Source organism: Nocardia sp. NPDC055002 (assembly GCF_053608825.1).
Genome location: NZ_JBSGWE010000004.1, coordinates 754,566 through 776,597, shown reverse-complemented (window position 1 = coordinate 776,597; position 22,032 = coordinate 754,566). Strand labels below are relative to the sequence as shown.

At 68.0% G+C, this 22,032-nt stretch carries 19 protein-coding genes; 12 read left to right on the top strand and 7 right to left on the bottom strand.

All coding sequences use genetic code 11. The features are described 5' to 3' along the window. The first annotated feature begins 110 nt into the window (after positions 1–110). From ACWF99_RS20335 to ACWF99_RS20325, 3 genes are all read left to right on the top strand, one after another. Positions 111–527 carry a DUF5318 domain-containing protein gene (locus tag ACWF99_RS20335; RefSeq protein WP_170112103.1) on the top strand — a complete coding sequence of 139 codons (417 nt, stop codon included), beginning with the start codon at positions 111–113 and terminating at the stop codon, positions 525–527. Positions 528–1,466: 939 nt separating this feature from the next. Beyond that, positions 1,467–3,647, top strand: a complete 2,181-nt coding sequence (locus tag ACWF99_RS20330) for a transglycosylase domain-containing protein (RefSeq protein ID WP_452537172.1) — start codon at positions 1,467–1,469, stop codon at positions 3,645–3,647. A 21-nt stretch (positions 3,648–3,668) separates the two neighbouring features. Continuing rightward, the gene (locus ACWF99_RS20325) at positions 3,669–5,408 is read left to right on the top strand and encodes a glycosyltransferase family 87 protein (RefSeq protein WP_452537100.1); all 1,740 of its coding nucleotides are present in this window, start codon (positions 3,669–3,671) and stop codon (positions 5,406–5,408) included. A 32-nt stretch (positions 5,409–5,440) separates the two neighbouring features. On the opposite strand, the gene ACWF99_RS20320 is transcribed toward ACWF99_RS20325, so the two are convergent. Then, complete coding sequence (locus ACWF99_RS20320) at positions 5,441–6,991, bottom strand: TerD family protein (protein WP_452537099.1); 1,551 nt, start codon at positions 6,989–6,991, stop codon at positions 5,441–5,443. 22 nt (positions 6,992–7,013) lie between these two features. Continuing rightward, on the bottom strand, positions 7,014–8,369 hold the full coding sequence (locus tag ACWF99_RS20315; RefSeq protein ID WP_379222435.1) for a TerD family protein: 1,356 nt from the start codon (positions 8,367–8,369) through the stop codon (positions 7,014–7,016). 199 nt (positions 8,370–8,568) lie between these two features. On the opposite strand from ACWF99_RS20315, the gene ACWF99_RS20310 reads away from it, so the two are divergent. Genes ACWF99_RS20310 through ACWF99_RS20300 form a run of 3 tightly spaced genes read left to right on the top strand, consistent with a single transcriptional unit; the run spans position 8,569 to position 10,672 of the window. Then, positions 8,569–9,192, top strand: coding sequence for an AIM24 family protein (locus ACWF99_RS20310; RefSeq protein WP_378634879.1), 624 nt, complete (start codon positions 8,569–8,571; stop codon positions 9,190–9,192). A 9-nt stretch (positions 9,193–9,201) separates the two neighbouring features. Then, positions 9,202–9,903, top strand: a complete 702-nt coding sequence (locus tag ACWF99_RS20305; protein ID WP_378634877.1) for an AIM24 family protein — start codon at positions 9,202–9,204, stop codon at positions 9,901–9,903. Positions 9,904–9,907: 4 nt separating this feature from the next. After that, on the top strand, positions 9,908–10,672 hold the full coding sequence (locus ACWF99_RS20300) for an AIM24 family protein (RefSeq protein ID WP_452537098.1): 765 nt from the start codon (positions 9,908–9,910) through the stop codon (positions 10,670–10,672). Positions 10,673–10,718: 46 nt separating this feature from the next. Here the strand turns inward: ACWF99_RS20300 and ACWF99_RS20295 are convergent, their stop codons facing one another. Genes ACWF99_RS20295 through ACWF99_RS20280 form a run of 4 tightly spaced genes read right to left on the bottom strand, consistent with a single transcriptional unit; the run spans position 10,719 to position 16,569 of the window. Then, positions 10,719–11,513, bottom strand: coding sequence for an HAD family hydrolase (locus ACWF99_RS20295; protein WP_378635261.1), 795 nt, complete (start codon positions 11,511–11,513; stop codon positions 10,719–10,721). A 38-nt stretch (positions 11,514–11,551) separates the two neighbouring features. Continuing rightward, on the bottom strand, positions 11,552–14,209 hold the full coding sequence (locus tag ACWF99_RS20290) for a phosphoribosyltransferase (protein WP_452537097.1): 2,658 nt from the start codon (positions 14,207–14,209) through the stop codon (positions 11,552–11,554). Beyond that, complete coding sequence (locus ACWF99_RS20285; RefSeq protein WP_452537096.1) at positions 14,206–15,417, bottom strand: HpcH/HpaI aldolase/citrate lyase family protein; 1,212 nt, start codon at positions 15,415–15,417, stop codon at positions 14,206–14,208. The genes ACWF99_RS20290 and ACWF99_RS20285 overlap by 4 nt, the downstream gene beginning before the upstream one ends. A 33-nt stretch (positions 15,418–15,450) precedes the next feature. Beyond that, complete coding sequence (locus ACWF99_RS20280; RefSeq protein ID WP_452537095.1) at positions 15,451–16,569, bottom strand: hypothetical protein; 1,119 nt, start codon at positions 16,567–16,569, stop codon at positions 15,451–15,453. A gap of 287 nt (positions 16,570–16,856) precedes the next feature. On the opposite strand from ACWF99_RS20280, the gene ACWF99_RS20275 reads away from it, so the two are divergent. Together ACWF99_RS20275 and ACWF99_RS20270 are read left to right on the top strand one after the other, a co-directional pair. Continuing rightward, a complete protein-coding gene (locus tag ACWF99_RS20275) occupies positions 16,857–17,432 on the top strand; it encodes a TerD family protein (RefSeq protein WP_062990541.1) in 576 nt (191 codons plus the stop codon). Between the two features lie 69 nt (positions 17,433–17,501). Beyond that, a complete protein-coding gene (locus ACWF99_RS20270; RefSeq protein WP_452537094.1) occupies positions 17,502–18,611 on the top strand; it encodes a DUF475 domain-containing protein in 1,110 nt (369 codons plus the stop codon). A gap of 60 nt (positions 18,612–18,671) precedes the next feature. Here ACWF99_RS20270 and ACWF99_RS20265 read toward each other — a convergent pair whose 3' ends face one another. Next, positions 18,672–20,048 carry a hypothetical protein gene (locus tag ACWF99_RS20265; protein WP_452537093.1) on the bottom strand — a complete coding sequence of 459 codons (1,377 nt, stop codon included), beginning with the start codon at positions 20,046–20,048 and terminating at the stop codon, positions 18,672–18,674. Positions 20,049–20,218: 170 nt separating this feature from the next. On the opposite strand from ACWF99_RS20265, the gene rpsF reads away from it, so the two are divergent. From rpsF to rplI, 4 genes are all read left to right on the top strand, one after another. After that, a complete protein-coding gene (gene rpsF, locus ACWF99_RS20260; protein ID WP_056823926.1) occupies positions 20,219–20,506 on the top strand; it encodes a 30S ribosomal protein S6 in 288 nt (95 codons plus the stop codon). Positions 20,507–20,600: 94 nt separating this feature from the next. Then, positions 20,601–21,176 (top strand): single-stranded DNA-binding protein, encoded by a 576-nt coding sequence (locus ACWF99_RS20255; RefSeq protein ID WP_056823931.1) that lies wholly within the window; start codon positions 20,601–20,603, stop codon positions 21,174–21,176. 32 nt (positions 21,177–21,208) lie between these two features. Further along, complete coding sequence (rpsR, locus tag ACWF99_RS20250; protein ID WP_056823934.1) at positions 21,209–21,460, top strand: 30S ribosomal protein S18; 252 nt, start codon at positions 21,209–21,211, stop codon at positions 21,458–21,460. 17 nt (positions 21,461–21,477) lie between these two features. Then, positions 21,478–21,930: a 50S ribosomal protein L9 gene (rplI, locus tag ACWF99_RS20245; RefSeq protein WP_378634861.1), complete on the top strand. Its 453-nt coding sequence runs from the start codon at positions 21,478–21,480 to the stop codon at positions 21,928–21,930. Positions 21,931–22,032 lie beyond the last annotated feature (102 nt).

The following is a 22,032-nucleotide window of genomic DNA, read 5'->3' as shown; positions in this document are numbered from 1 at the left end:
CTCACCTGCGAAAACACCCGGATGAACCCCGGTATCGGGAGTTTAGTCCGGGAGATCGGATCAAACGATGCCGTGGGCACGCGTATCCGAACCCCGCTACTCTGGTGATCGTGCGAATTCAGCGGCAGGTGGTGGACTATGCGCTCCGGCGCCGGTCCCTGCTGGCCGATGTCTACGCGGGGCGGGTCGGCGTCGCCGAGGTGTGCGACGCGAATCCGTATCTGCTCCGGGCCGCGAAGTTTCACGGCCGGGGCAGTGAGGCGACCTGCCCGATCTGCCGGAAAGAGCAGCTGACGTTGGTTTCGTGGGTGTTCGGCGATGGGCTCGGCCAAGCGGCCGGGTCGGCGCGAACGCCCGAGGAACTGATTCGGATGGCCGAGTCGAACGAAGAATTCTCGGTGCATGTCGTCGAGGTATGTCGCTCGTGCAGCTGGAACCACCTGGTGCAGTCGTACGTGCTCGGCACGGCGCCCGCCCCCGCCCGGCGACGGACGAGTTCGCGAGCCCGGCGCTCTGCTGCCGAATGATGGCGTGTGGAGCGACGCGGCTGCGCAGTGACGGGCGGCCCGAACAAGTGATGGTGGCCACCGCGTGATGCGCCACTGTTCGGGGTGCACCCTCTCCGCGCCGGTACTCCGGCGCGGATGTCGTGTGCCCGAACCTTACAAGTTATGGAGATCTGGTCAGTGAGTTCGCCCTACGAGTCCTCCCCCCACGGCGATGATCCGCGCGGCGGCCGTCCGGCTCGGGGTGCGCAATCAGGTCTCCCCCCGCAGTCGGGTGATCGGCCCGGTGGTCCCCCGCCGCGCCGGCCCGTGCCGCCCGCCGGTCCGCGCCCGCAGGGTGCGCCCGGCGCTCCCGCGCAGGGCGGGCGCCCGCAGGGTGGTCCGGTGCCTGGTGGACGCGGTCCGCAGGGACCGCCGCCGAATCGTCAGCAGGGGCCGCCGCCCGGTGGGATGCCGCCGCGCAGGCCGGGTCAGCCGCCTCAGCGTCCCGGTGGTCCGCAGGGTGGACCGCCTCCGCAAGGTGTGCCCGGTCAGGGCAGGCCGCCGCAGGGCAGGCCCCCGCAGCCGGGTCGTGCCGTGCCGCCCGCGGCGGGCGCCACACAGAAGTTGCCGCGTCCCGGCAGCCCCGACGAGTCGACCGTGCGGGCGAACCAGCCGGGGCGGACCGTGCGCGGCGCGAACGACGACGTAGCCAGGACGGCTCGCGCGGGCGGTGCCGCCGCGGCCGCACGGGCCGGCGCGGGCCGGCGCCCCGGTGGGCCCACTTCCGGTGAACGTCGCGCCACCGTGCCGGGTGGCCCCACCACCGGTGAACGTCGCGCCGCAGGCGTGGGCGGCACCCCGCCGCCGACCGGTCCGCGCAACCGCCGCGACGGTGGCGGGGGCGACGACGGCTCGGGTAGTGATGGTGCGGTGAAGAAATCGCCGTGGCGGATCGTGCGCCGGACACTCTATGTCCTGATGGCCCTGGCCATCGTCGTGCCGAGCGCGGTGTTCCTGGTCGCCTACACGGCGGTGTCGGTGCCCAAGCCGGGCGACCTCGAGACCAACCAGGTGGCGACGATCTTCGCCAGCGACGGCACCACCGAGATCAGCAAGGTGGTTCCGCCGCAGGGCAACCGCACCGAGGTCTCGATCGATCAGATCCCGCCGCACGTGCGCAACGCTGTGATCGCCGCCGAGGACCGCGACTTCTACACCAACCCCGGCTTCTCGGTCTCGGGCTTCGCCCGCGCCGCCCGCGACAACATCCTCGGCAAGGAAAGCGCCGGTGGTGGTTCCACGATCACCCAGCAGTACGTGAAGAACGCGCTGGTCGGTGACGAGCGGTCGATGACGCGCAAGATGCACGAGCTGGTGATCTCGGCCAAGATGGCGCGGCAGTGGAGCAAGGAAGACATCCTCGCCGCCTACCTGAACACGATCTACTTCGGTCGTGGCGCCTACGGCATCGACGCCGCGGCCAAGGCCTACTTCGGCAAGCCGGTGCAGGAGCTGACCGTGGCCGAGGGCGCTGTCCTGGCCGCGACCATCCAGCTGCCCTCGATGCTGGATCCGGAGAAGAACCCCGAGGGCGCCAAGACTCGCTGGAGCTACGTGCTCGACGGCATGGTCGCGGAGAACAACCTGCCCGCGACGGAACGTCAGGGGATGCAGTACCCCCAGGTGGTGTCACTGGCTTCGCTCGGCGACAAGAACAACGACGAGGGCCCGTCCGGTCTGGTGAAGAACCAGGTGCTCCAGGAGCTCTCGACCGCGGGCATCAGCGAGCAGCAGCTGAACACCGAGGGTCTGCAGATCACCACCACGATCGATCAGAAGGCGCAGGACGCCGCGATCAAGGCAGCGCAGGGCAAGCTGGAGGGTGAGCCGGAGAACCTGCGCACCGCGGTGGTCTCCGTCGACCCGCGCACCGGTGCGGTGCGCGCCTACTACGGCGGCAGCGACGGCCAGGGCTACGACTTCGCCAATGCCGGTCTGCCGACGGGCTCCTCGTTCAAGGCGATCGGTCTGGCCGCGAATCTCGAACAGGGCGTTCCGCTTTCGCAGCTCTACGACAGCTCGCCGATCACCGTCAACGGCATCCAGATCGGCAACGTCGAGGGTGAGGGCTGCGGCATGTGCACCATCGCCGAGGCGCTCAAGCGTTCGCTGAACACCAGCTTCTACCGCATGCAGCTGGACATGCAGAACGGTCCGCAGAAGATCGCCGACATGGGCCACAAGCTCGGTATCGCCAAGGAACTGCCCGGCGTCGGCGAAACGCTGACCGAGCCCGGTGGCGTCGGCCCCAACAACGGCATCGTGCTCGGCCAGTACCAGTCGCGCCCGCTCGACATGGCCTCGGCCTACGCCACCTTGGCGGCCTCGGGCGTCTACCACGCACCGCACTTCGTGCAGAAGGTCGTCACCGCCAAGGGTGAGGTGCTGCTCGATCGTGGCGAGCCCGCCGGTGAGCAGCGGGTGAGCGCGGCCGTGGCCGACAACGTCACCGCGGCGATGAAGCCGATCGCGGCCTACTCGCGCAACCACAACCTGGCCGGTGGCCGCGAGTCCGCCGCCAAGACCGGTACCCACCAGCTCGGCGACACCGGCAACAACCGGGACGCCTGGATGGTCGGCTACACCCCGTCGCTGTCGACCGCGGTGTGGGTCGGTACCGAGCAGGGCGACCCGCTCAAGAACTACGGCGGCGGCAGCATCTACGGTTCCGGTCTGCCTTCCGACATCTGGAAGGCGACGATGGACGGCGCGCTGTCGGGTACGCCGAACGAGTCGTTCCCCAAGCCCGCCCCGATCAAGGGCCAGGCCGGTGTGCCGGAGTGGTCGGCGCCCTACACCGCGCCGTCGACCACCGTGCCCGCGATCGTGCCGCCGGTGATCGTGCCCTCGCAGGTCGAGATCCTGCCCGGCATCCGGATTCCGGTGCCCGGGGTGCAGCAGCAGCCCGCGGTGCCGCAGTCGCAGGCCACGCCCGAGACCGGCGCGGGCCCGCTGCCCGGCCAGCCGACGGCGGGGCCGGAGGGCTCGCCCGCGACACCGGGGAACGGCAACGGCGGGTCGACCAGACCGACCAACGGAGCCAACGGCAACGACAACGAGAGCAGCGGCGCGGGAACCACGCCGACCCGATCCCGGTAACCACCGGTAGCCTCGGATGTCGTGACCGATCAGCAACTCGCGGACCAGCCGGCGTCGAGTGGTACCCGGCCGGGCCGCGAGGCGGGGTATGTTGCGCCCGCCCGGCTGGCGCCCGATCTCCGCTCGATCGATGCCCGTGACCGGCCGAGCCGCAACGACTCGCTGACCGCGCAGCTGTCCACCGTGGTCGGCGGCCCGGTCGGCGATCACGCGCTGATCGGGCGGGTGCGGTTCTGGACGCCGCTGCGGGTGATGTTCGCCTTCACGGTGATCTTCCTGGCGCTGGGCTGGTCGGCGAAGGCCGGCTGCATCCAGCAGACCAGCGACGGCGACGGCGGTCTGATGCTGGACTGGAACAACGGCCGCCAGTACGTGGCCATGTGCTACTCCGACACCGTGCCGCTCTACGGCGCCGAACGGCTCAACGAGGGCGCGTTCCCGTACAAGAAGTCCTGGACCGAATCGACGCCCGACGGTGGCACCGAGACCAGATACATGGAGTATCCGGTGCTTTCGGGCCTGTACCAGTACGCGGCGATGCAGATCGGCAATGTCTGGGATCACCTGCCGCTGCCCGGCGCGATGTCGGTGGTGGTGTACTTCAACGTTGTCGCACTCGGCCTTTCGGTCGGGTGGCTGATCACGGTGTGGGCCTCGTCGCGATTAGCCGGGCGACGGGTATGGGATGCCGCGCTGGTCGCGGTGTCGCCGCTGGTGATCGTGCACATGTTCACGAATTTCGATGCGCTCGCCACCGCTTTCGCGGCCACCGGGCTGTTGGCGTGGGCGCGCCGTAAGCCGGTGCTCGCGGGCATCCTGCTCGGGCTGGGCGGGGCGTCGAAGCTGTATCCCTTGTTGCTACTCGGGCCGATCGTGGTGCTGTGTCTGCGCGTGGATCCGATGCAGCGTCAGCCCGCCGCGCGGGCCGGGCTGCGGTTGCGCGATGTCGACAGTCTCGATTCCGCCCGTACCTGGTTGCGTGAAACACCGGCGAGGACGCACCTTTTCGCGTTGCGGCCACTGGGCGCGGCCACCCTCACGGTATTCGCCGCGGTGGGCACGTGGGCGGCCGTGAATCTGCCGATCGCGGCGCTGTACCCGCAGGGTTGGCGAGAGTTCTTCCGGCTCAACACCACTCGGCACGCCGACCCCGATTCGATCTACAACGTGATCACCTCGTTCACCGGCTGGACCGGCTTCGACGGGCCGATCGGGCACGGTGAACCGCCGACCATCCTGAACACGGTCTCGCTGCTGGCCTTCGTCGCCGCCTGCGCGGGCATCGCCTACCTGGCGCTCACCGCGCCGCGGCGGCCGCGCCTGACCCAGCTGTGCTTCCTCGTCGTCGCGGCCTTCCTGCTGACGAACAAGGTGTGGAGCCCGCAGTATTCGCTCTGGCTGGTGCCGCTGGCCGTCCTGGCGCTGCCGCATCGACGAATTCTGCTGGCCTGGATGACGATCGACGCACTCGTCTGGGCGCCACGCATGTACTACTACCTCGGCGAGGACAACAAGGGCCTGCCCGAACAGTGGTTCACCGGCACCGTCGTCCTGCGCGACCTGGCTGTGCTCGGCCTGTGCGCGCTGATCGTCTACGAGATCCTGCGCCCCCAGAACGACGTGGTCCGCCGTGACTTCGTCGACGACCCGGCGGGCGGCGTCCTCGACCGAGCCCTCGACCCGCTACTCCCCTGGCTCCCGGAATTCCTGCGCCCGAAACAGGCCACGATCAGCGCACGGCCGATATCGGTGCTGAACTGATCCGAGCAGGCGCGGTGACGAGACGTGCCGGTCTACATCCGCAGGTAGCGGGCCTGGAGTTCGGGTTCGGCGGGGAGCATGTCGAGGTCGAGCTCCCAGGCGTTGCCGGTCCAGGGGTCGAACAAGGGGGTGCCGGGGATTGTCGGGAGGTGCCGGCACGACTGGGCGAGGAGATCGACCGGGCCGTCGCCGAATTCGCCGTTGCCGCCGACGATGACCAGGGACAGGCCGATCAGGTCGCCGCGGACCATCAGTTGGCCCAGGCGCACGACGTCGCTGCTCTGGTAGCCGTGGGGGAAGTCGGCGGCGACGAGGATGCGATGTTCGGTGGGAGGTACGGCTTGTCCGCTGTTGTAGGCGATGTCGGCGAGCTCGGCGGCGTGGGCGAGCTCGGCGAGGCGGGCGGAGATGTCGCCGTGGTCGGCGATCACCGGGCCTGCCAGCAGCGGGGCGAGCGGGGCGGCGAGGGTGCGCAGACCGCCGGTGAGGTCGATCAGGTCGACCTTGGTCGGCTTGTCGGGGATCGCGGCGACCAGCCGGGCCACCAGGGCGCCCACCACGCGCGAGGCCGCGGCGGTGGATTCGGTATCGACCCAGAGCGGCCGATTCAGCGGCACCGGAACGCAATACGGCACCCGCAGGCCACCGCGGTCGAGCGCGTACAGCTCGCCGAGCCGGATGCCGTCGCTGCGAGCGGCGCGGGTGGTCCATGCGGGAGCGAGCCAGGAGGCCAGCGCGGCGGGCATGGCGGCGTCGGCTTCGGCGATCTCTAGGCCGAGTTGGTCGCTGTCGCGGCGATGGTCGGCGTCGGCGAGCGCTACCAGTTCGTCGTGCCGGCGTTGCGCTTGCGCGCGGGCCGCGTCGGCCGCGGGAGTGTTGCGGGTCGCCGGGTTCGACACCGCTTCGGAGAGTTCCTGATCCAGGCGCTTGGTCGCGTAGTCGCGCGCCGAGACCAGGGCGGCGGCGGAGCGGGCGGCGTCTTCGAAGATCATCCACATGCGTTGCAGTCCGTGGTCGACTTCGAGTGGAATGCCCGAGGTGGGTGCGGGTCTCGCGACCGTCTCGGTGGGAGCAGTTGGCGGCGCGAGCGGCGCCGCCTGCCAGGCTTGGGCGGGTGCGGGCTCCGGCGCGGTGACGCCGTGCGCGGTGAGCAGCTGCGGGGAGCCACCGGCGTAACCCTGACCGAGCGCCCGCAACTTCCACCCACCACCGCGCCGGTACACCTCGAGGCAGATCAGCGCCCGCTCGCCCGCGGTCGGCGAGATGACGAATTCCGCGGCAGGGCTACCGTTTTCGTACAGCGACGCGGTGACCGGTCCGAGCGCGTGCCCGCCCGCGATGAACAGCAGCACGGCATGCGCGTCGGACCTGATCTGCGACAGCGTCAGATCCACCGCCGTCCCCGCGAAGCTCACGCCAGGGGCCGCGGGCCGCGACGCGCACACATGATCGTGCTCGTCGCGAACCCGCAGATCCTCGCCGACCACCAGCGCCCCGAGTTCCACGGTGCCTGCGGTCTGCGCGGTGAAGCGCACGGAATCAGCAGTCAGAGCAGTGTTCTGCCCCGCCTTCAGGTGAATCACGGTGTGTCTGCCCTGTCTTGGTTCAATTACCGCCGAGGAATCGGCCCAGCTGCGGCACCGCTTCACCGGGGTGCTTGGCGTTGAAGCCCTCGCCCAGCGCCTGCATCTTCCAGTCGCCGCCGACGCGGTACACCTTCGCCATCGCCATCGCGGTGAACGGCATGCCGCCCGCGAGGGTGTAGCGGGCCAGCTCACCGTTGGTGGTGCCGTCGATCAGGCGGCTGAACGCGTTCTGCACCTGCTCGAAGGAGTGGCCCTTGTACGAGGTGACGATGAACAGCAGCGTGGTGATGTGCGCCGGGATCCTGGTGAGGTCGACGAGGATCATCTCGTCGTCGCCGTCGCCCTCACCGGTGAGGTTGTCACCCTGGTGGCGCACCGAACCGTCCTTCGACGACAGCTGGCCGTAGTAGGCCACGTCGACGAGGTTCTGGTCGGCGAACAGGCAGACCGAAGCGTCGAGGTCGATGTCGACGGTGCGGTTGCCGAACATCCCGCGCGTGCGCACCGGGTCCCAGCCGAGGCCCATCTTGACGAAGGTCAGCGCGGCGCCGCCCTCCTTGCGCAGCGTGACCCGCTGGCCCTTCTGCAGGCTGACCGGGCGATCCTTGCTCAAACTGATCTCGCCCGCGGGCTGCTGCGGCGCGCCCTGCGCGGGCGGCGGGTAACCCTGTCCGGGCGGCGGCGGGTAGCCGCCACCGGGCGGCTGCTGGGCCGGGCCGGGGGGCGGCGGGTAGCCACCGCCGGGCGGGGCGTAGGCGGGTGCGGCCTGCTGCGGGTAGCTGGGCGCGGACTGCGCCGGGTAGGCGGGCGGGGCCTGCTGCGGCGGAGGCGGCGGGGGCGCGGCCTGCTGCGGGGCGGCCTGGGCGGGTGAATCATCCACCTGCACACCGTGATCGGTGACCAGCGCGGCGAAACCGCCGGCGTAGCCCTGGCCGACCGCGCGCACCTTCCAGCTGCCCTGACGGCGGTACAGCTCGAGCGCGATCACGATCGACTCGGCGTTCAGGCCGTCGATCTGGTAGCTGAACAGCTGGTTTCCCGAAGCATCGGAGACCAGCGCGGTGGGCGGCGCGAAGCGGCCGAAATTGCTGGTCGCGTCGTCGAGGGTGATCACCGCGCGGATCTGATCGATGTCGGCGGGCACCGCGGACAGCGAAACAGCAAGTGAGGCAGGCTGACCCGCCGGTCCGGGGCGCAGATCGACACCCGGCCCACTCGGCTGGTTGTAGAAGACGAAATCAGCGTCGGTGCGGACCTTGCCCTGCTCGGTCACGAGCAGCGCGGAGAGGTCGGCCGGCGCGGTGACCTGGAGCGAGATCACCACGTCACTGACGGCCAGCGGGCCGTTCTGGCCCTTGGCGAGTGTTGCAGACAAGTTCGACCCTTCTTGTCGTGAAATGGAGCTTGTCGTTTGGTGGGTGTTCCACGGCAGTGCTTGTCACTCTACGAGAAACCGGCCGCACGCGTCCGTGCTCTGTGGCCCGGGCGTACTTTCCCCTGATCGGTTAGGGTGACGTCGCAGTCGGAACGGGCGGTAGGACCGCCTTCGTAGAGGGGACGGGCACACACCTGTCATGGCGCAATTGTTCGAACAGTCGAAGAAGGTGATCGAGGCGCAGCTCGCGGGGACGAGTATCCGCGCGATCTCCGGCTCGATGGTGGCCTACGAAGGCAATGTCCAGTTCAAATCGGCCGGATTCGGCGGCGGCGAGGGCGTACTCAACGGCCTCAAGCGCCGCGCCACCGGCGAGAAACTGTCACTGATGGAGTGCAACGGCAACGGGCGCGTGTTCCTGGCGGTGAACGGCCAGAACGTCACCGTGGTGAACCTGAACAACGAGACGCTCCAGGTCGAGTCGCAGCAGCTGCTGGCCTTCGCGGGCAATCTGCGCACCGATGTGCGGTTCGCCGGGGTCGGCGGGATGTCGGCGGGCAGCGGGCTGTTCACCACCACGGTCAGCGGGCAGGGCCAGGTGGCGCTGCTGTCGGCCGGTGGGCCGCTGATCCACCTCGAGGTGTCGCCGCAGTTTCCGCTGATCGTGGATCCCGACGCGTTCGTCGCCTCGCGCGGCAATCTCAACCAGTCGTTCATCACCGACGTTTCGTGGCGGTCGATGGTCGGACAGGATGCGGGCGAGGCGTTCTCGCTGCGGTTCGACGGCCAGGGTGTCGTGCTGATCCAGCCGGCGGAACGGTAGGGGCGGGCGATGTTCGAGAAGGTCAACAGCAAGGTCGTCAAAGTCAACGTCGGCCAGGCGGGCGGCGTCGTCGCCCGGTCCGGCGCGATGCTGTTCTACACGGGTCAGGTCGCGTTCGCACCGCATCAGATTCCCGGCGCCGGTCAGGGCATGGGCGGCGGCGGTCTGATGCGGATGGCCGGGCAGATGATGGCCGGTGAGCACGAGCGGACCATGCTGGCGCAGGGCAACGGTGAGGTCCATTACGGATTCGCCGGGCTCGAGGTGCACGTGGTGCAGATGCAGCCGGGCGCGGTGTTGCGGGCCGAGGCTTCACGCCTGCTCGCGCAGTCGGCCGGTTTGCAGGCTTCCGTGGTGTCGGTCGCCAGTTCGGGCGGTAGCGGTGGTGGCGGCGGCGGTCTGATGGGCGCGCTGCGCGGTGCCGCGGCGGGCGTCGCGACCGGGCAGGGCATGTTCACCACCCAGCTCAGCGGACAGGGTTCGGCGGTGCTGCTCGCGCACGGCGGCTTCCTGGAACTGCAAGTGGGCGGACCGAATCCGATCGTCGTCGACCCGCAGGCGTTCGTCGCCGCGTACGGCAACGTGCAGACCGAGCTGAAGTCGGCGATGAGCTGGCGCGACGCGGTGGGTCGCGGCGCGGGCGAGGCGATGCAACTGCATTGCCACGGACAGGGTGTGGTGTACGTGCAGGCCTCCGAAGAGAAGTTGTGAACCGATGAGCGAAATCCTCTCGCCGATGAATCTCGGTGCCAGCGACAACATTCCGGGCAACAGCTACGCCTACTGCATCGACCTGACCGGACCCTGGTTCATGCGCAAGGGCGCGATGATCGCCTACTACGGGCAGATCGAGTTCCAGATGCTCACGCACGGGCTGCAGGGCGGCCTGATGCACATGGTGAGCAGCCAGTTCTCCGCGCCGCTGTTCGCGGGCGACTACGTGGTGGCGCAGGGTCACGGCAAGCTGATCATCGGCGACCGCGGTTACGACATCAATTCCTATGACCTCGAAGAAGGCAACCTCACCATCCGTGGTGCGAACCTGCTGGCCTTCGAGCCCCGACTGGCGCTCAAGCAGTCGATCGTGCCCGGGTTCCTCACGCTGATCGGCACCGGCAAGTTCCTCGCGTCGTCGAACGGGCCGGTGATGTTCGCCGAACCGCCGCTGCGCGTCGACCCCGAGTCCCTGGTGGGCTGGGCTGATTGCCCGTCGCCCAGTCACCACTACGACCAGGGCTGGATCGGCAGTTTCCTCGCGGCGGGCGCGGCCAGGATGGGCGCCAACTCCGGCGAGGAACGGCAGTTCGACTTCACCGGCGCGGGCACGGTGCTGATCCAGTCGACCGAGAAGATCATGAGCGACAACGCCCTGGTCCGCACCATCGAGGGGCAGCTCCAGAGCGGCGTCACGGTGGGTGGGCTCCAGCGCATTCAAGGTGTGATCGCCCAGCAGCTGGCCGGTCAGCAGCAGCACTACTGAGCACGTCGAACCCGGGTGCCGTTGCGGCGCCCGGGTTTTCGGCTGCCTACGCCGGCACCGTGGTGCGCTCTGCCGCCGCGTGGAACCATTCGAGGATTTCCTCGCCCGCCAGGATTCCCGACGAGGTGGTGATCGTGAGGTTGGGGGCGGTGAAGTTCAGTTCTTCCAGTTCGCCGTGGCGGGGGCGGATCGCGGCGTCGGCCACCGTGAGCATCTCGGCGTCCAGCGCGCCGTCGCCCGCGGTGAACAGCGTCGCCCCGTCGGATAATTCGCCGGATTCCGTCAACCTGCGACGGACCTCGGCGACGGCGAGACTCTTGCAGACGGCGTCGGGCATCGTGTAGATCTTGCGCCCCTGCTGGGACGCCGACCAGCCGTTGGCGCGGCACCAGGTGTCCCATTCGGCGAGGAAACCGGCGGGGACCTCGTCGGGGCGGACCACCAGGTAGCAGAACAGCTCGTCGGCCTCGCGGTACTTGGTGACCCAGGAATCGTCTATGCGGGAACGTAATTCGGCGCCCACATCAGCGAGGGTAGCGCCGGAGGCGTTGACCTGGTCATCGATGGCGACGCGCCAGGCCGGGTCCGGGATGCCGTCGACGAGGATGTTGCCGCCGTTGCTGGTGATCGCGTAGCGCCAGGGGGCGCCCGGCAGGGTGATGCGCTGGAACTGTTCGATCGTGCGGGTGGTCGTGGGGATCACCGGGGCGATGGCGGCGAGCTCGCGCAAGGCCGCGATCGCGGTGCTGGTCATGTAGGAGAGCGGTTCACCCTCGTAGTACTCGACACATTCCTTCGCAACGGCTTCGGCGCCACCGAAGCCGTTGCGGGAGAAGATCATCGTGCGATCCAGATCGGTCGCGAAGAGGGACTCGGCGGTCACCGGGGTAGCTCCTTGATCAGGCCCATGCAGGAGTAGGCCAGGTCGGGGACCACTTCCACCGGGACATTGCGCGCCGCGGCGAGCAGGCGGATGTGGGCGTGCTCCGGTGCGTCTGCCTCGCGGACCAGCACCCGCCACGGTACCCGGCGCAACAGCACGCGAGTGGTCTCGCCGACGCCGGGCTTCACGTAATTGACTGTGCTGATGCCGTATTCGGCGCGAACCTTCTCCACCGAGGCCCAACCGGACCAGTCCGGGGTGCGGTCGGAATCCCGGATCGCGGCGACGGCGGCCGGAACCTTGTCGCTGATCGCGTCGAAAGCCGCTGTGACGGTGTCGATCAGCTGGTTCGAGACATCGGCGTCGATCAGGTCGCGGTAGAACTTGGCGCCGTGGAACTCGCCGGGGCCGATCAGGCTGTCGTTGAGGACCGTCCGTGAAACCAGGCCGGACACCGTCGAATTGAGGCAGGCCGAGGCGATGAGGAAGTCGTCGCGGGTGCCGTAGGTGCGCACACAGTTGGCGGGATCGGCCAGGACCACGAGCTCGTCGTTGAAGCGGGCGCCACCGGCGGCGTGATAGTCGTCCAGGGCGGCGGTGAGTTCGTGGGTGATGGCGCCCTTGCCGGTCCAGCCGTCGACGAAGACGATCGAGGACGGATCGTGATGGCGGGCGAGGTAGTCCAGCGCCACGGCGTCGATACCGCGATCACGAACGATCGAGACCGCGTAATGCGGCACGGTCAGGGGCTCGCGGCCGATCCCGCTGACGAGCCAACGCCGCATGAGCACGCCGACGGGCGTGCCCGCCCTGGCCAGCGACACCAGGACCACGTTCGCACCACGTTCGGCGACAACGAGTTCGGCCACGGTCGCGACGGCCAGCGCCAGTCGCTCGGCGCTGTCGGCCAGCACGCGATCGAAGAGCTCGCGATATTCGGCGTCGGGCTGGAACTCCACGGGCAACGACTCGGCGTAATGGGCCACACCGGCTTGGATGCGCCGTTCGCGTTCCGTCACATCGGCTTCCAGATCGGCGTCCGAGAGATCTTTCAGCAGCCACGAAACATCCTCGGGCGCATACGAACCGAACGCGGGGCCGTGCAGGGCTTCGGGGAACGGCCCCGCACCCGGCTCCTTCGGGGCCGCGGCAGAGCTCGAGCCGCCACCGTGTTCCGCACGGCCCGCGGAATCGGTCGCCACGGTCGATTCCTTGCGACTCGGCGCGTTCGCGCTGGTGGCGGAATCGTTGTACGACACCGACAGTGACGCAGTCCCGGCCACTCGCTCAGCGGTCCGGCCCGCGTGCAGCGCACGAGGATCCGCACCTGGCACGACTGCGATCAGGACATCGGCGCCCGACGCGGTGAGGACGTCGACCAGGCCGCCAGGGGCGACGAGTTCCGGCGTATCGGCGGGCGGATCGATGACGACCAGCAGGACCGGGTCCGCGTCGGGCCACTGGGCGTTGTAGAGGTAGCGCTGGGCGGTGGGGTCGGGTTCCGGGGCGGTGAACCGGAAGCCGCGGCGCAGGGGGTAGCCGGGTTCGTCGAGGACGTATGCCGGTGAACGGGTGGTGGTTTGGAAGCGGGCGGGGATGCCTGCGTCGGCCAGGTCGGCGGCCAGGCGCAAGGGGAGGTACATGAGTTCTTCGTGGCCGATGACGATGACCGGACGGCCGGCGAACTCGGCGTCGAGGCGGGAGTTCACCTCGTCGGCGATGGATTTCACCGCGACGTCGAAGGCGGCGTTGTCCGAGCGAAGGGTGCCGTGCCGACCGCCCTCGGGAACGTCGGCGGGCCAGGTCAATTCGATGCGTCCGTACGAACCCCGCTCGGTGGCGATCGGATTCAGCCGCGGTTCGGACAGTGCGGTCACCGTGTCGATCAGCCCGGCCGGTAGCTCGGTGCGACCGGATGCCAGGCAGACCGTGTCGATGCGCGCACCGAGTTCGGCTGCGGCGGCTTCGAATTTGATCCGATCAGCAGGTGTGCGCATGTCGACCAGTGAGGCGAGGACGTAATGCGAGCGGGGAGCGAACGCGTGCAGTGCGCGGACCGCGTCGATGGCGGTGTCGCCGGTGGAGATCTCGTCGTCGACGAGCACCAGCGGCAGATCGTTGGCGAAGATCGCTGCGGGGGCGGGCTGGAGCAGGTGCGAGGTGGCGTGCGAATGACCCTCTTCGAAGCCGGTCAGTGTGGTGGCCCGTGACTCGTGCCTGCGGGTGGAGTGCAGGTAGCAGCCCGCGTCGATCCGCGCGGCCACGCAGTGACCGAGACCGGTAGCGGTCTCGGCGAATCCGAGCACCACGGCTTCACGATCACCCAGCACCTCGCGCACCAGATCGGCCAAGCGGTTACCCGCACCGATCACGATGCGCGGATCGGTCGGCAGGTGCTTGCCCAGCACCGTGGAAACCAGCAGATGGGCCCGCCGCGGATTGCGGCGCAGACCCGGCTGCACCAGCGCACCGATCGCGAGCTCACCCGTCAGCACGCTCTCGGCGGACAACGCCACGAACCTCTCGGCCGAGGTCGCGGCGACATCGACGCTCTCACCGGTCACGCCCTCGGCCGAGCGCGCGGCGAAGGACTCGCCGTGGTGCAGCTCGATGCCGAGATTCACTGTCGCCCACGGTGTTTCGAACGTACTCATTCGGCGATCATCGCTGTCAGCAAGTCCACGAAAGACACTCCCTTGTTCGCGACCCCGAACGCACGGGCCCGAACCAGCGTCTGGCGGGCCCAACTGCGGTGCGGGCGCATCTCGTTCATCTTGTTGCGGTATTCCGAGGCCGCGACGCCACCGACATCGGCCGCCATGATGTCGAGCGCGTCGGCGTACTCCTCGTGGGTCACCACCGACAGCGCGTGCACCACGGCCACGTGCGAGGGGTGGATCACCGTTTTGCCCTGGATGCCGTTGGCGCGGTCGAGGGTGATCTCGCGCAGCAGGCCGTCGAGGTCACGGCTCACCAGGTACTGGCGGAACTTCACCGCGTCGGACTCTTCGAACGGCGCGCTGCGCAGCTGCGGCCGGAACATCCGCTCGTGATCGGCGAAGTACTCCCACACCGGTCCGGTGATGATGAAGCCGGTGCCGTCGACGCGACCGAGGTAGTTGACGATGTCGGCGATCACGTCGGCGACCACCCGCACGTCGTAGATCGTGAGGTCACGGTCGCGGCGGATGCCGAAGGTCGAGCACATGTCGGTGGCGCCGATCCGCACCGCCAGCAGCTGCTCACGGTGTCCGGCGAGCAGATCGGCGATGCGCGAGAGCTGCTCGTCCCGGGTCTGGCGGTGCACCAGGTTCGACGATTCGAGCACCGGCATCGCGTAGACGGGACGGCCGAGGCTGCGGTTGGCGTCGTCGAGCGCGGCCAGGTAAGCGGGCCCGCTGACGGCGTCGAACTTGGGGAAGACGAATCCGGTGAGCACGTCGGCGCCCGGTCCGAGCGCGCCGACCAGTTCGCCGACCGAGTCCGCGTCGCGGACCCGGATGAACAACATCGGATTCGCGTGTTCGCCGCGTGCGAGCAGATCCAGGGTGTCCACCGCGTGCTGTTTGGCGGCCTCCACCTGGTGATCGGCGACCGCGTCCTCGAGGTCGATCACCATCGAGCACACCCCGCGCGCGGCCCGTCGGCGAATCGTCGCGGCGAGATCGGGGCGGGTCGCGGGCACATACAGGGTCGCGCCGAGCGCGGTCGCCAGCAGTTCCCGGTCGTCGTGGCCCTGAATCGGCTCCGGTTCGACCAGGAACAATTCCCGGCGGCGGGGACCCTGCAACTGCTGGAAATGGCGCAGCGGTACCTGCTTACGCAAGCAAACTTCCGGTGCGATGGCGTAGCCCGCGGTCATTCCCCCCACCTCATCTGTCGACCCATGTCATTTCTACTTTTCGGAAGCGTGTTTTCTGATGCGCTCGACCACACCGGCGATGAACTCTGCGACGGTACCCAGTTCGGTCACATACGCCCAATAGTCTGGATGACGACCCGTCAGTCCAGCGGTGATGCGATCGAGGCGCTCTGCTTGTGCATCGAGAACCGAGCCCCACTCGGCGACCAGTCCTCGGTCGACCGCGAGCATCTGCGCGTCCCGCAGCCGGAATCGTACGGTGCGGGCCTGAGCCTCGGGGTCGGTACGTACCTCACGTAACAATTCGAGGCGCCGGGTGACGGCGTCGACCAACTGCTCGGCCTCGGCGAGGTACTCGCGTGCGGTGGCGGTCAAATCAAGGGCGGTCTCCGGATCACGATCGGCTGCCGCGACGCGCGCGCCGACCAGCGCTTCGTCGGCGGCGTCCATGCCACGACGGCTTTCCCGCTCATTGTTGGTCAAGTCCGCCGAACTCGCAGCACTGAACTCACGCAGCAGCGCGGAATAGGCCGGTCCGAGCGCGCCGGCGCGGTTGCCGACGGCAGCGAGGCGGGTGGTCACCGACGCGATCGCGTTCGCGGCAGCCGAGGCACGAGAAGGGGCTTGCGCCAACGCATTCGACAGTTCCGCCGTCGCCTGTTGCACGGTGTTCGCCGCCTCGCGCGCGGCCGCGACCGAGGTGCCGGGATCGCTGGAAGAGGCTGTGAGCAGAGCCTCATTCAGCCTCCTTACACCCGCGGAGATCGAGGGGTAATTCGTGAATCCGGACGACGCGGCGGCGGCCAGCACCTGCTCGCCCTCGGCCCGCACGTGTGTCAGCAACTGCGGCACCGACGCGCGCACGGTCGCGGCTTCGGCGAGGCCGGCGCGGTGCGCGTTGTAGAAGTCGTCGACCCCACGCGCGGCCTCGTTCAGCTGCCGGACCAACGCGTCCGCCCTGGCCTGACCGTCCGCGATCGGGGTGCCCGCGGCCTCGGCGGCGTCGAGCTCCTCGGTGAAACTCAGATACGCGCCCGCCGCGGCGTAGCACCGCGCGCGCACCGGCTCCCAGACCGCGCCGATCCGGCGGTCGGGGAAGACCTGCTCACTGGCCACCACGCCCGCCTCCGCCGCCGTCTGCCTGCGATCCATATCCAGAAAGGCGGTCGACGCCGCGGCCCGCGCCCCGCTGATCCACTCATGATCCGCCCCCGATCTGAACCATCCGCGTCTGCGAGGTGTCACCGGCACATCCCCTTTCCGAACCACGGCCGCGGTTCGCCCACTCACTGCCGTCGATGGTAGGAGATTCACCCCGTTAACCTGGGCTGCAGACGGTTCCTACGCAAGATCTGCGAAACCTATTACTGTCGTAGCGGTACCCGGCGATTCGGACATGCTGGGAAACGACACACCGGACTAATCGAAGGGATTCCCGCATGGGTGTCAGTCTGTCCAAGGGCGGCAACGTTTCGCTGAGCAAAGAGGCTCCGGGCTTGACCGCGGTCTCGGTCGGCCTCGGCTGGGACGTGCGCACTACCACCGGCACCGACTTCGACCTCGACGCGAGCGCCATCGCGACCGGCGCCGACAAGAAGGTCGTCTCCGACAAGCACTTCGTCTTCTTCAACAACCTGAAGTCCCCCGAGGGCGCCATCGAGCACAAGGGCGACAACACCACGGGTGAGGGCGAAGGCGACGACGAGGTCATCGACGTCGACCTCGCCAACACCCCGCCGACCATCGAGAGCATCTTCTTCCCGGTATCGATCTACGATGCCGAGACTCGCTCGCAGTCGTTCGGTCAGGTACGCAACGCCTACATCCGCGTGGTCAACAAGGCCAACGGCACTGAGCTCGCCCGCTACGACCTGTCCGAAGACGCCTCGACCGAGACCGCCATGGTCTTCGGCGAGCTGTACCGCAACGGTGCAGAATGGAAGTTCCGCGCTGTCGGTCAGGGCTACGCCTCCGGCCTGTCCGGTATCGCTCGCGACTACGGCGTCAACGTCTAGTCATCCTCGCGAACAGGGGGCTCGGCACATCGGGCCCCCTGTTCGTGCGAAACAGAAAGGTCCCTCCGCGTGATAACGCGCATCTTCGGCCTGTCCATCGTCATCACGGTGTTCTCGCTGGTCGTGGCCTACCTCTACGGTGGCTTGACCGCTCTCGCACTGTGCGCCATCCTCGGCATTCTCGAGGTGTCGCTGTCGTTCGACAACGCCGTCATCAACGCCACCGTCCTGGAACGGATGAGCGAATTCTGGCAGCGGATCTTCCTGACCGTCGGCGTGCTGATCGCCGTGTTCGGTATGCGTCTGATCTTCCCGCTGGCCATCGTGTGGGTCACCGCGGGACTGAACCCGGTCGAGGCCTTCGACCTGGCGCTCAACCCGCCGGCGGACGACGCCGCCTACTTCCCTGACGGCAGCCCGAGCTACGAGACCCTGCTCACCGACGCGCACCCGCAGATCGCGGCGTTCGGTGGCATGTTCCTGGCGCTGCTGTTCCTGAACTTCATCTTCGAAGAGCGTGACATCACCTGGCTCAGCTGGCTCGAGAAGCCGCTGGCCAAAGCGGGCAAGCTCGACATGCTGTCGGTGGTCGTCGCCGGTACCGGTCTGGTGCTGGTCGCGGAGTTCCTGGCCGACGCCGACGATCGCTCCACCGTGCTGGTCTCCGGCCTGCTCGGCATGATCGTCTACATCCTGGTCGACGGACTCGGTTCGATGTTCCACACCGAGGAGTTCGAAGAGGGACCCCAGGGTGGCCCGTCCACGCTGGTCAAGGCGACCGGTAAGGCCGCGTTCTTCCTGTTCCTCTACCTGGAAGTGCTCGACGCGTCGTTCTCCTTCGACGGTGTCATCGGCGCGTTCGCCATCACCTCCGACCCGATCATCATCGCGCTGGGCCTCGGCCTGATCGGTGCGATGTTCGTCCGGTCGATCACGGTGTACCTGGTTCGCCAGGGCACGCTGTCGGACTACGTGTACCTCGAGCACGGCGCCCACTGGGCCATCGGTGCGCTGGCGGCGATCCTGCTCGTCTCGATCGGCGTGCACGTCAACGAGCTCATCACGGGCTTGATCGGCGTGGCGTTCATCGGCGCGGCGCTCGTTTCCAGTGTCCTGCGCAACCGCAAGGCGGAGCCGGACGCTGTGGAGGACGCCAAGGAGTCCGCTCCGGTCAGCTGATCCACCGCCGAAGATCAACAGCGGCGGCGAGTCCCCTCGGGGATTCGCCGCCGTTGTCGTTCACGCGGGTTGCAGTTGACGGCCGGGCGCGGTGCTCGGTTCGACGCGCGGGCCGCGCACCCTCGCCCGCAGGAAGAGGAAGAACAGGGTGATCAACAGGGCGGTGCGCAACCACACGCCGAACTGGACGATCCCTTCCATCAACTCGACGCCCTCGCCCTCGCCCAGCGCGGCGAAGTACCGGAACACCCCGACGCCCACCGCCGCGTCGGCCAACAGGTAGGCCGCGACCAGCGACCACGGCACCTCGAGCAACACCAGGAACGGGATTATCCACAGGGTGTACTGGGGTGAATGCACCTTGTGGAACAGCATGAAAGCGGCCAGCATCGCCGCGCTCACGCCGACCCACGGATACACCGAAGTGGGGGTCCAGCGCCGCCAACCCAGCCACAGGGCCAGCGCGAATCCGCCGAAGATCAAGGCGGGCGAGGCGATCGCCACCGCGTCGTGCCAGGTCTGTGTCGTTTCCGCCGCGCGGCCGAAGATCAGCTGGTGGCCCCAGTACCAGATCGAGTTGGTGGTGATGTCGGCCTGCCGCAGCTGCTGGAACGTGATCGAGGCGCGCCAGCCCTCCACCCCGGCCAGCACGAACGGCAGATTCACGGCCGCCACCGTGCCCATCGCGGCCAGCAGGGTCTGCGCGGCACCCGCCACGTCCAGCTCACCGATCGGGCGACGACCGCGCGGTGCGCCCTCGGTGAGCACGAACACCGCGAGCGGGAGCACGAAGATTCCCGGATAGAGCTTGAGACAGAAACCCAGCGCGAGCAGCACCGCGGCGATGATTCCGCGGGTGCGCACAGACAGGCCGGTCAGCATCGTCATCACGTAGACCGCCGCCACCGCCGTGCACACCACCGGCAGTTCCCAGTTGTGGAAGGCGTAGAACACCAGCGGCGGGCCGATCGCCCACAGCAGCGCCGCCGGGCCGGCGAGCCTGGCCAGCATCCACGCTGTGAGCAGGGCGAACGGCGCGAGCAACAGCGCGGAGTGCCACAGGAAGTCGGCGTCGTTGTCCACCCCGATGGCGCCCGCCCACATCAGCACACCGCTGAGCACCGGGTATTCCACCGCACCGCCGGTCAGCGCACCGTCTTCGGTGATCGCGCCGTCCACGTACGGAAAGACGTGATTGTCGATATCGCGGCCGAGCCACAGGAATTGGATGTCGGAATAGCAGACATCCGAATCCTTGCGCTCCTCGAATACCAGACTGCGACCGGATTCATCGATCGCGCCGCCCGCGCACCGGGCCTTGTTGGCATAGGCCAGCGCGAGAGTGAGGCCACACAGCAGCATCACCAGGATGCTCAAGGCAGCGGCCCACGTCGCGCCGCGTCGTGCTGCGCGCTGCCGCGGGCCGACTGTGGTCATGGCGACCACATTATGCGGCGGTGTCCCGAACACCCGGGTACACCCACGGCAGGCATCGATTTCGCTGGTCACTACCCGCTCATGTAGCCTTGGCGGGTTGCTGACGCAACGAACCCTCCTGCCATGGAGAGTCCATGGCCGTTTCCTAGTCCACAGGAGGTGATTGGTCCGTGCGTCAATATGAAGTAATGGTCATCCTCGACCCGAGCCTGGACGAGCGCATCGTCGGGCAGTCCCTGGATACCCTGCTCACGGTCGTCAAGACCGAGGGCGGCAACGTCGACAAGGTCGACATCTGGGGCCGCCGCCGGCTCGCCTACGAAATCGCCAAGCAGGCCGAAGGCATTTACGCGATCGTCAACCTGACCGCGACCCCGGCCACCGTGAGCGAACTCGACCGCCAGCTGGGCCTGAACGAGACGGTGCTGCGCACCAAGGTTCTGCGCAACGACAAGTAGTCCGCACCCTTCTCGAATTTGATGTCAGAGCCTAGCTTTAGGCTCGAGCGCAAATCCCCGAGATGCGGACTGCACCCCGAGCAGGAGGAACCCCATGGCAGGCGACACGGTCATTACCGTCATCGGAAACTTGACGGCGGACCCGGAGCTTCGTTTCACGCCCGCAGGTGCGGCGGTGGCAAATTTCACCGTCGCGTCGACTCCCCGTGTGTTCGATCGCAATTCGAACGAATGGAAAGACGGCGAGGCTCTGTTCCTGCGCTGCAACATCTGGCGTGAAGCAGCGGAGAACGTCGCCGAAAGTCTGACCCGAGGCGCTCGCGTCATCGTGAGTGGTCGGCTCAAGCAGCGCTCCTACGAAACCCGCGAGGGTGAGAAGCGCACTGTGGTCGAGCTCGAGGTCGACGAAGTCGGTCCCTCGCTGCGTTACGCGACCGCGAAGGTCTCCAAGGCCGGTCGCGGTGGCGGAGGCGGCGGTGGCGGCTTCAGTGGTGGTGGTTCCGGCAATGCCGGTGGTGGATCTAGCGCAGGCGGCTACAACGCCAACAACGGCGGCGGACGTCCGGCCGGCGGCAGCAATGCCGGTGGCGAAGACGATCCGTGGGGTAGCGCGCCCGCGGCCGGCTCCTTCGGGGGCGGCGGCCGCATGGATGACGAACCGCCGTTCTGATCGAACGGCACTCATAGTACGGAGAGAAAACCATGCCTAAAGCGCCCGCGCGCGAAAAGGTACTGAAGAAGAAGGCCTGTGCTTTCTGCAAGGAAGCAAAGTCCGGAATCGTCAATATCGATTACAAGGACACCACGCTGCTGCGTAAGTACGTCAGCGATCGCGGCAAGATCCGCGCTCGCCGCGTCACCGGCAACTGCGTGCAGCACCAGCGTGACATCGCTGTCGCCGTCAAGAACTCGCGTGAGGTGGCTCTGCTTCCTTACGTGTCGACCGCTCGCTGAGAAAGGGAGTCACACAGATGAAGCTCATCCTCACCGCTGATGTCGACAACCTCGGCGCCCCCGGCGACCTTGTCGAGGTCAAGGACGGCTACGGCCGTAACTTCCTGCTGCCCCGCGGTCTGGCCATCCAGGCCACCCGTGGCGCCCAGAAGCAGGTCGACGGTATCCGTCGCGCCCAGGACGCCCGCAAGGTGCGCGACCTGGATCACGCCAACGAGCTGAAGCAGGCCATCGAGGGCCTCGCCGCGGTTTCGCTGACCGTGAAGACCGCCGACAGCGGCAAGCTGTTCGGTTCGGTCACCACCACCGACGTGGCTTCGGCCATCAAGGCGGCCGGTGGCCCCGTGGTCGACAAGCGCAGCATCGAGCTGCCGAAGTCGCACATCAAGGCGACCGGCAAGCACGGCATCGTGGTGCACCTGCACCCCGACGTGGCCGCGAAGTTCAACCTCGAGGTTGCTGCGAACTGAGTTCGCCGGAAACCACCCCTGTGCGTGCACAGGGGTGGTTTCCGCTTGCCTTTTTCAGGGTGATTTTGCGATAACTGATCGGTAGCCGATGTCGCGGCCGGT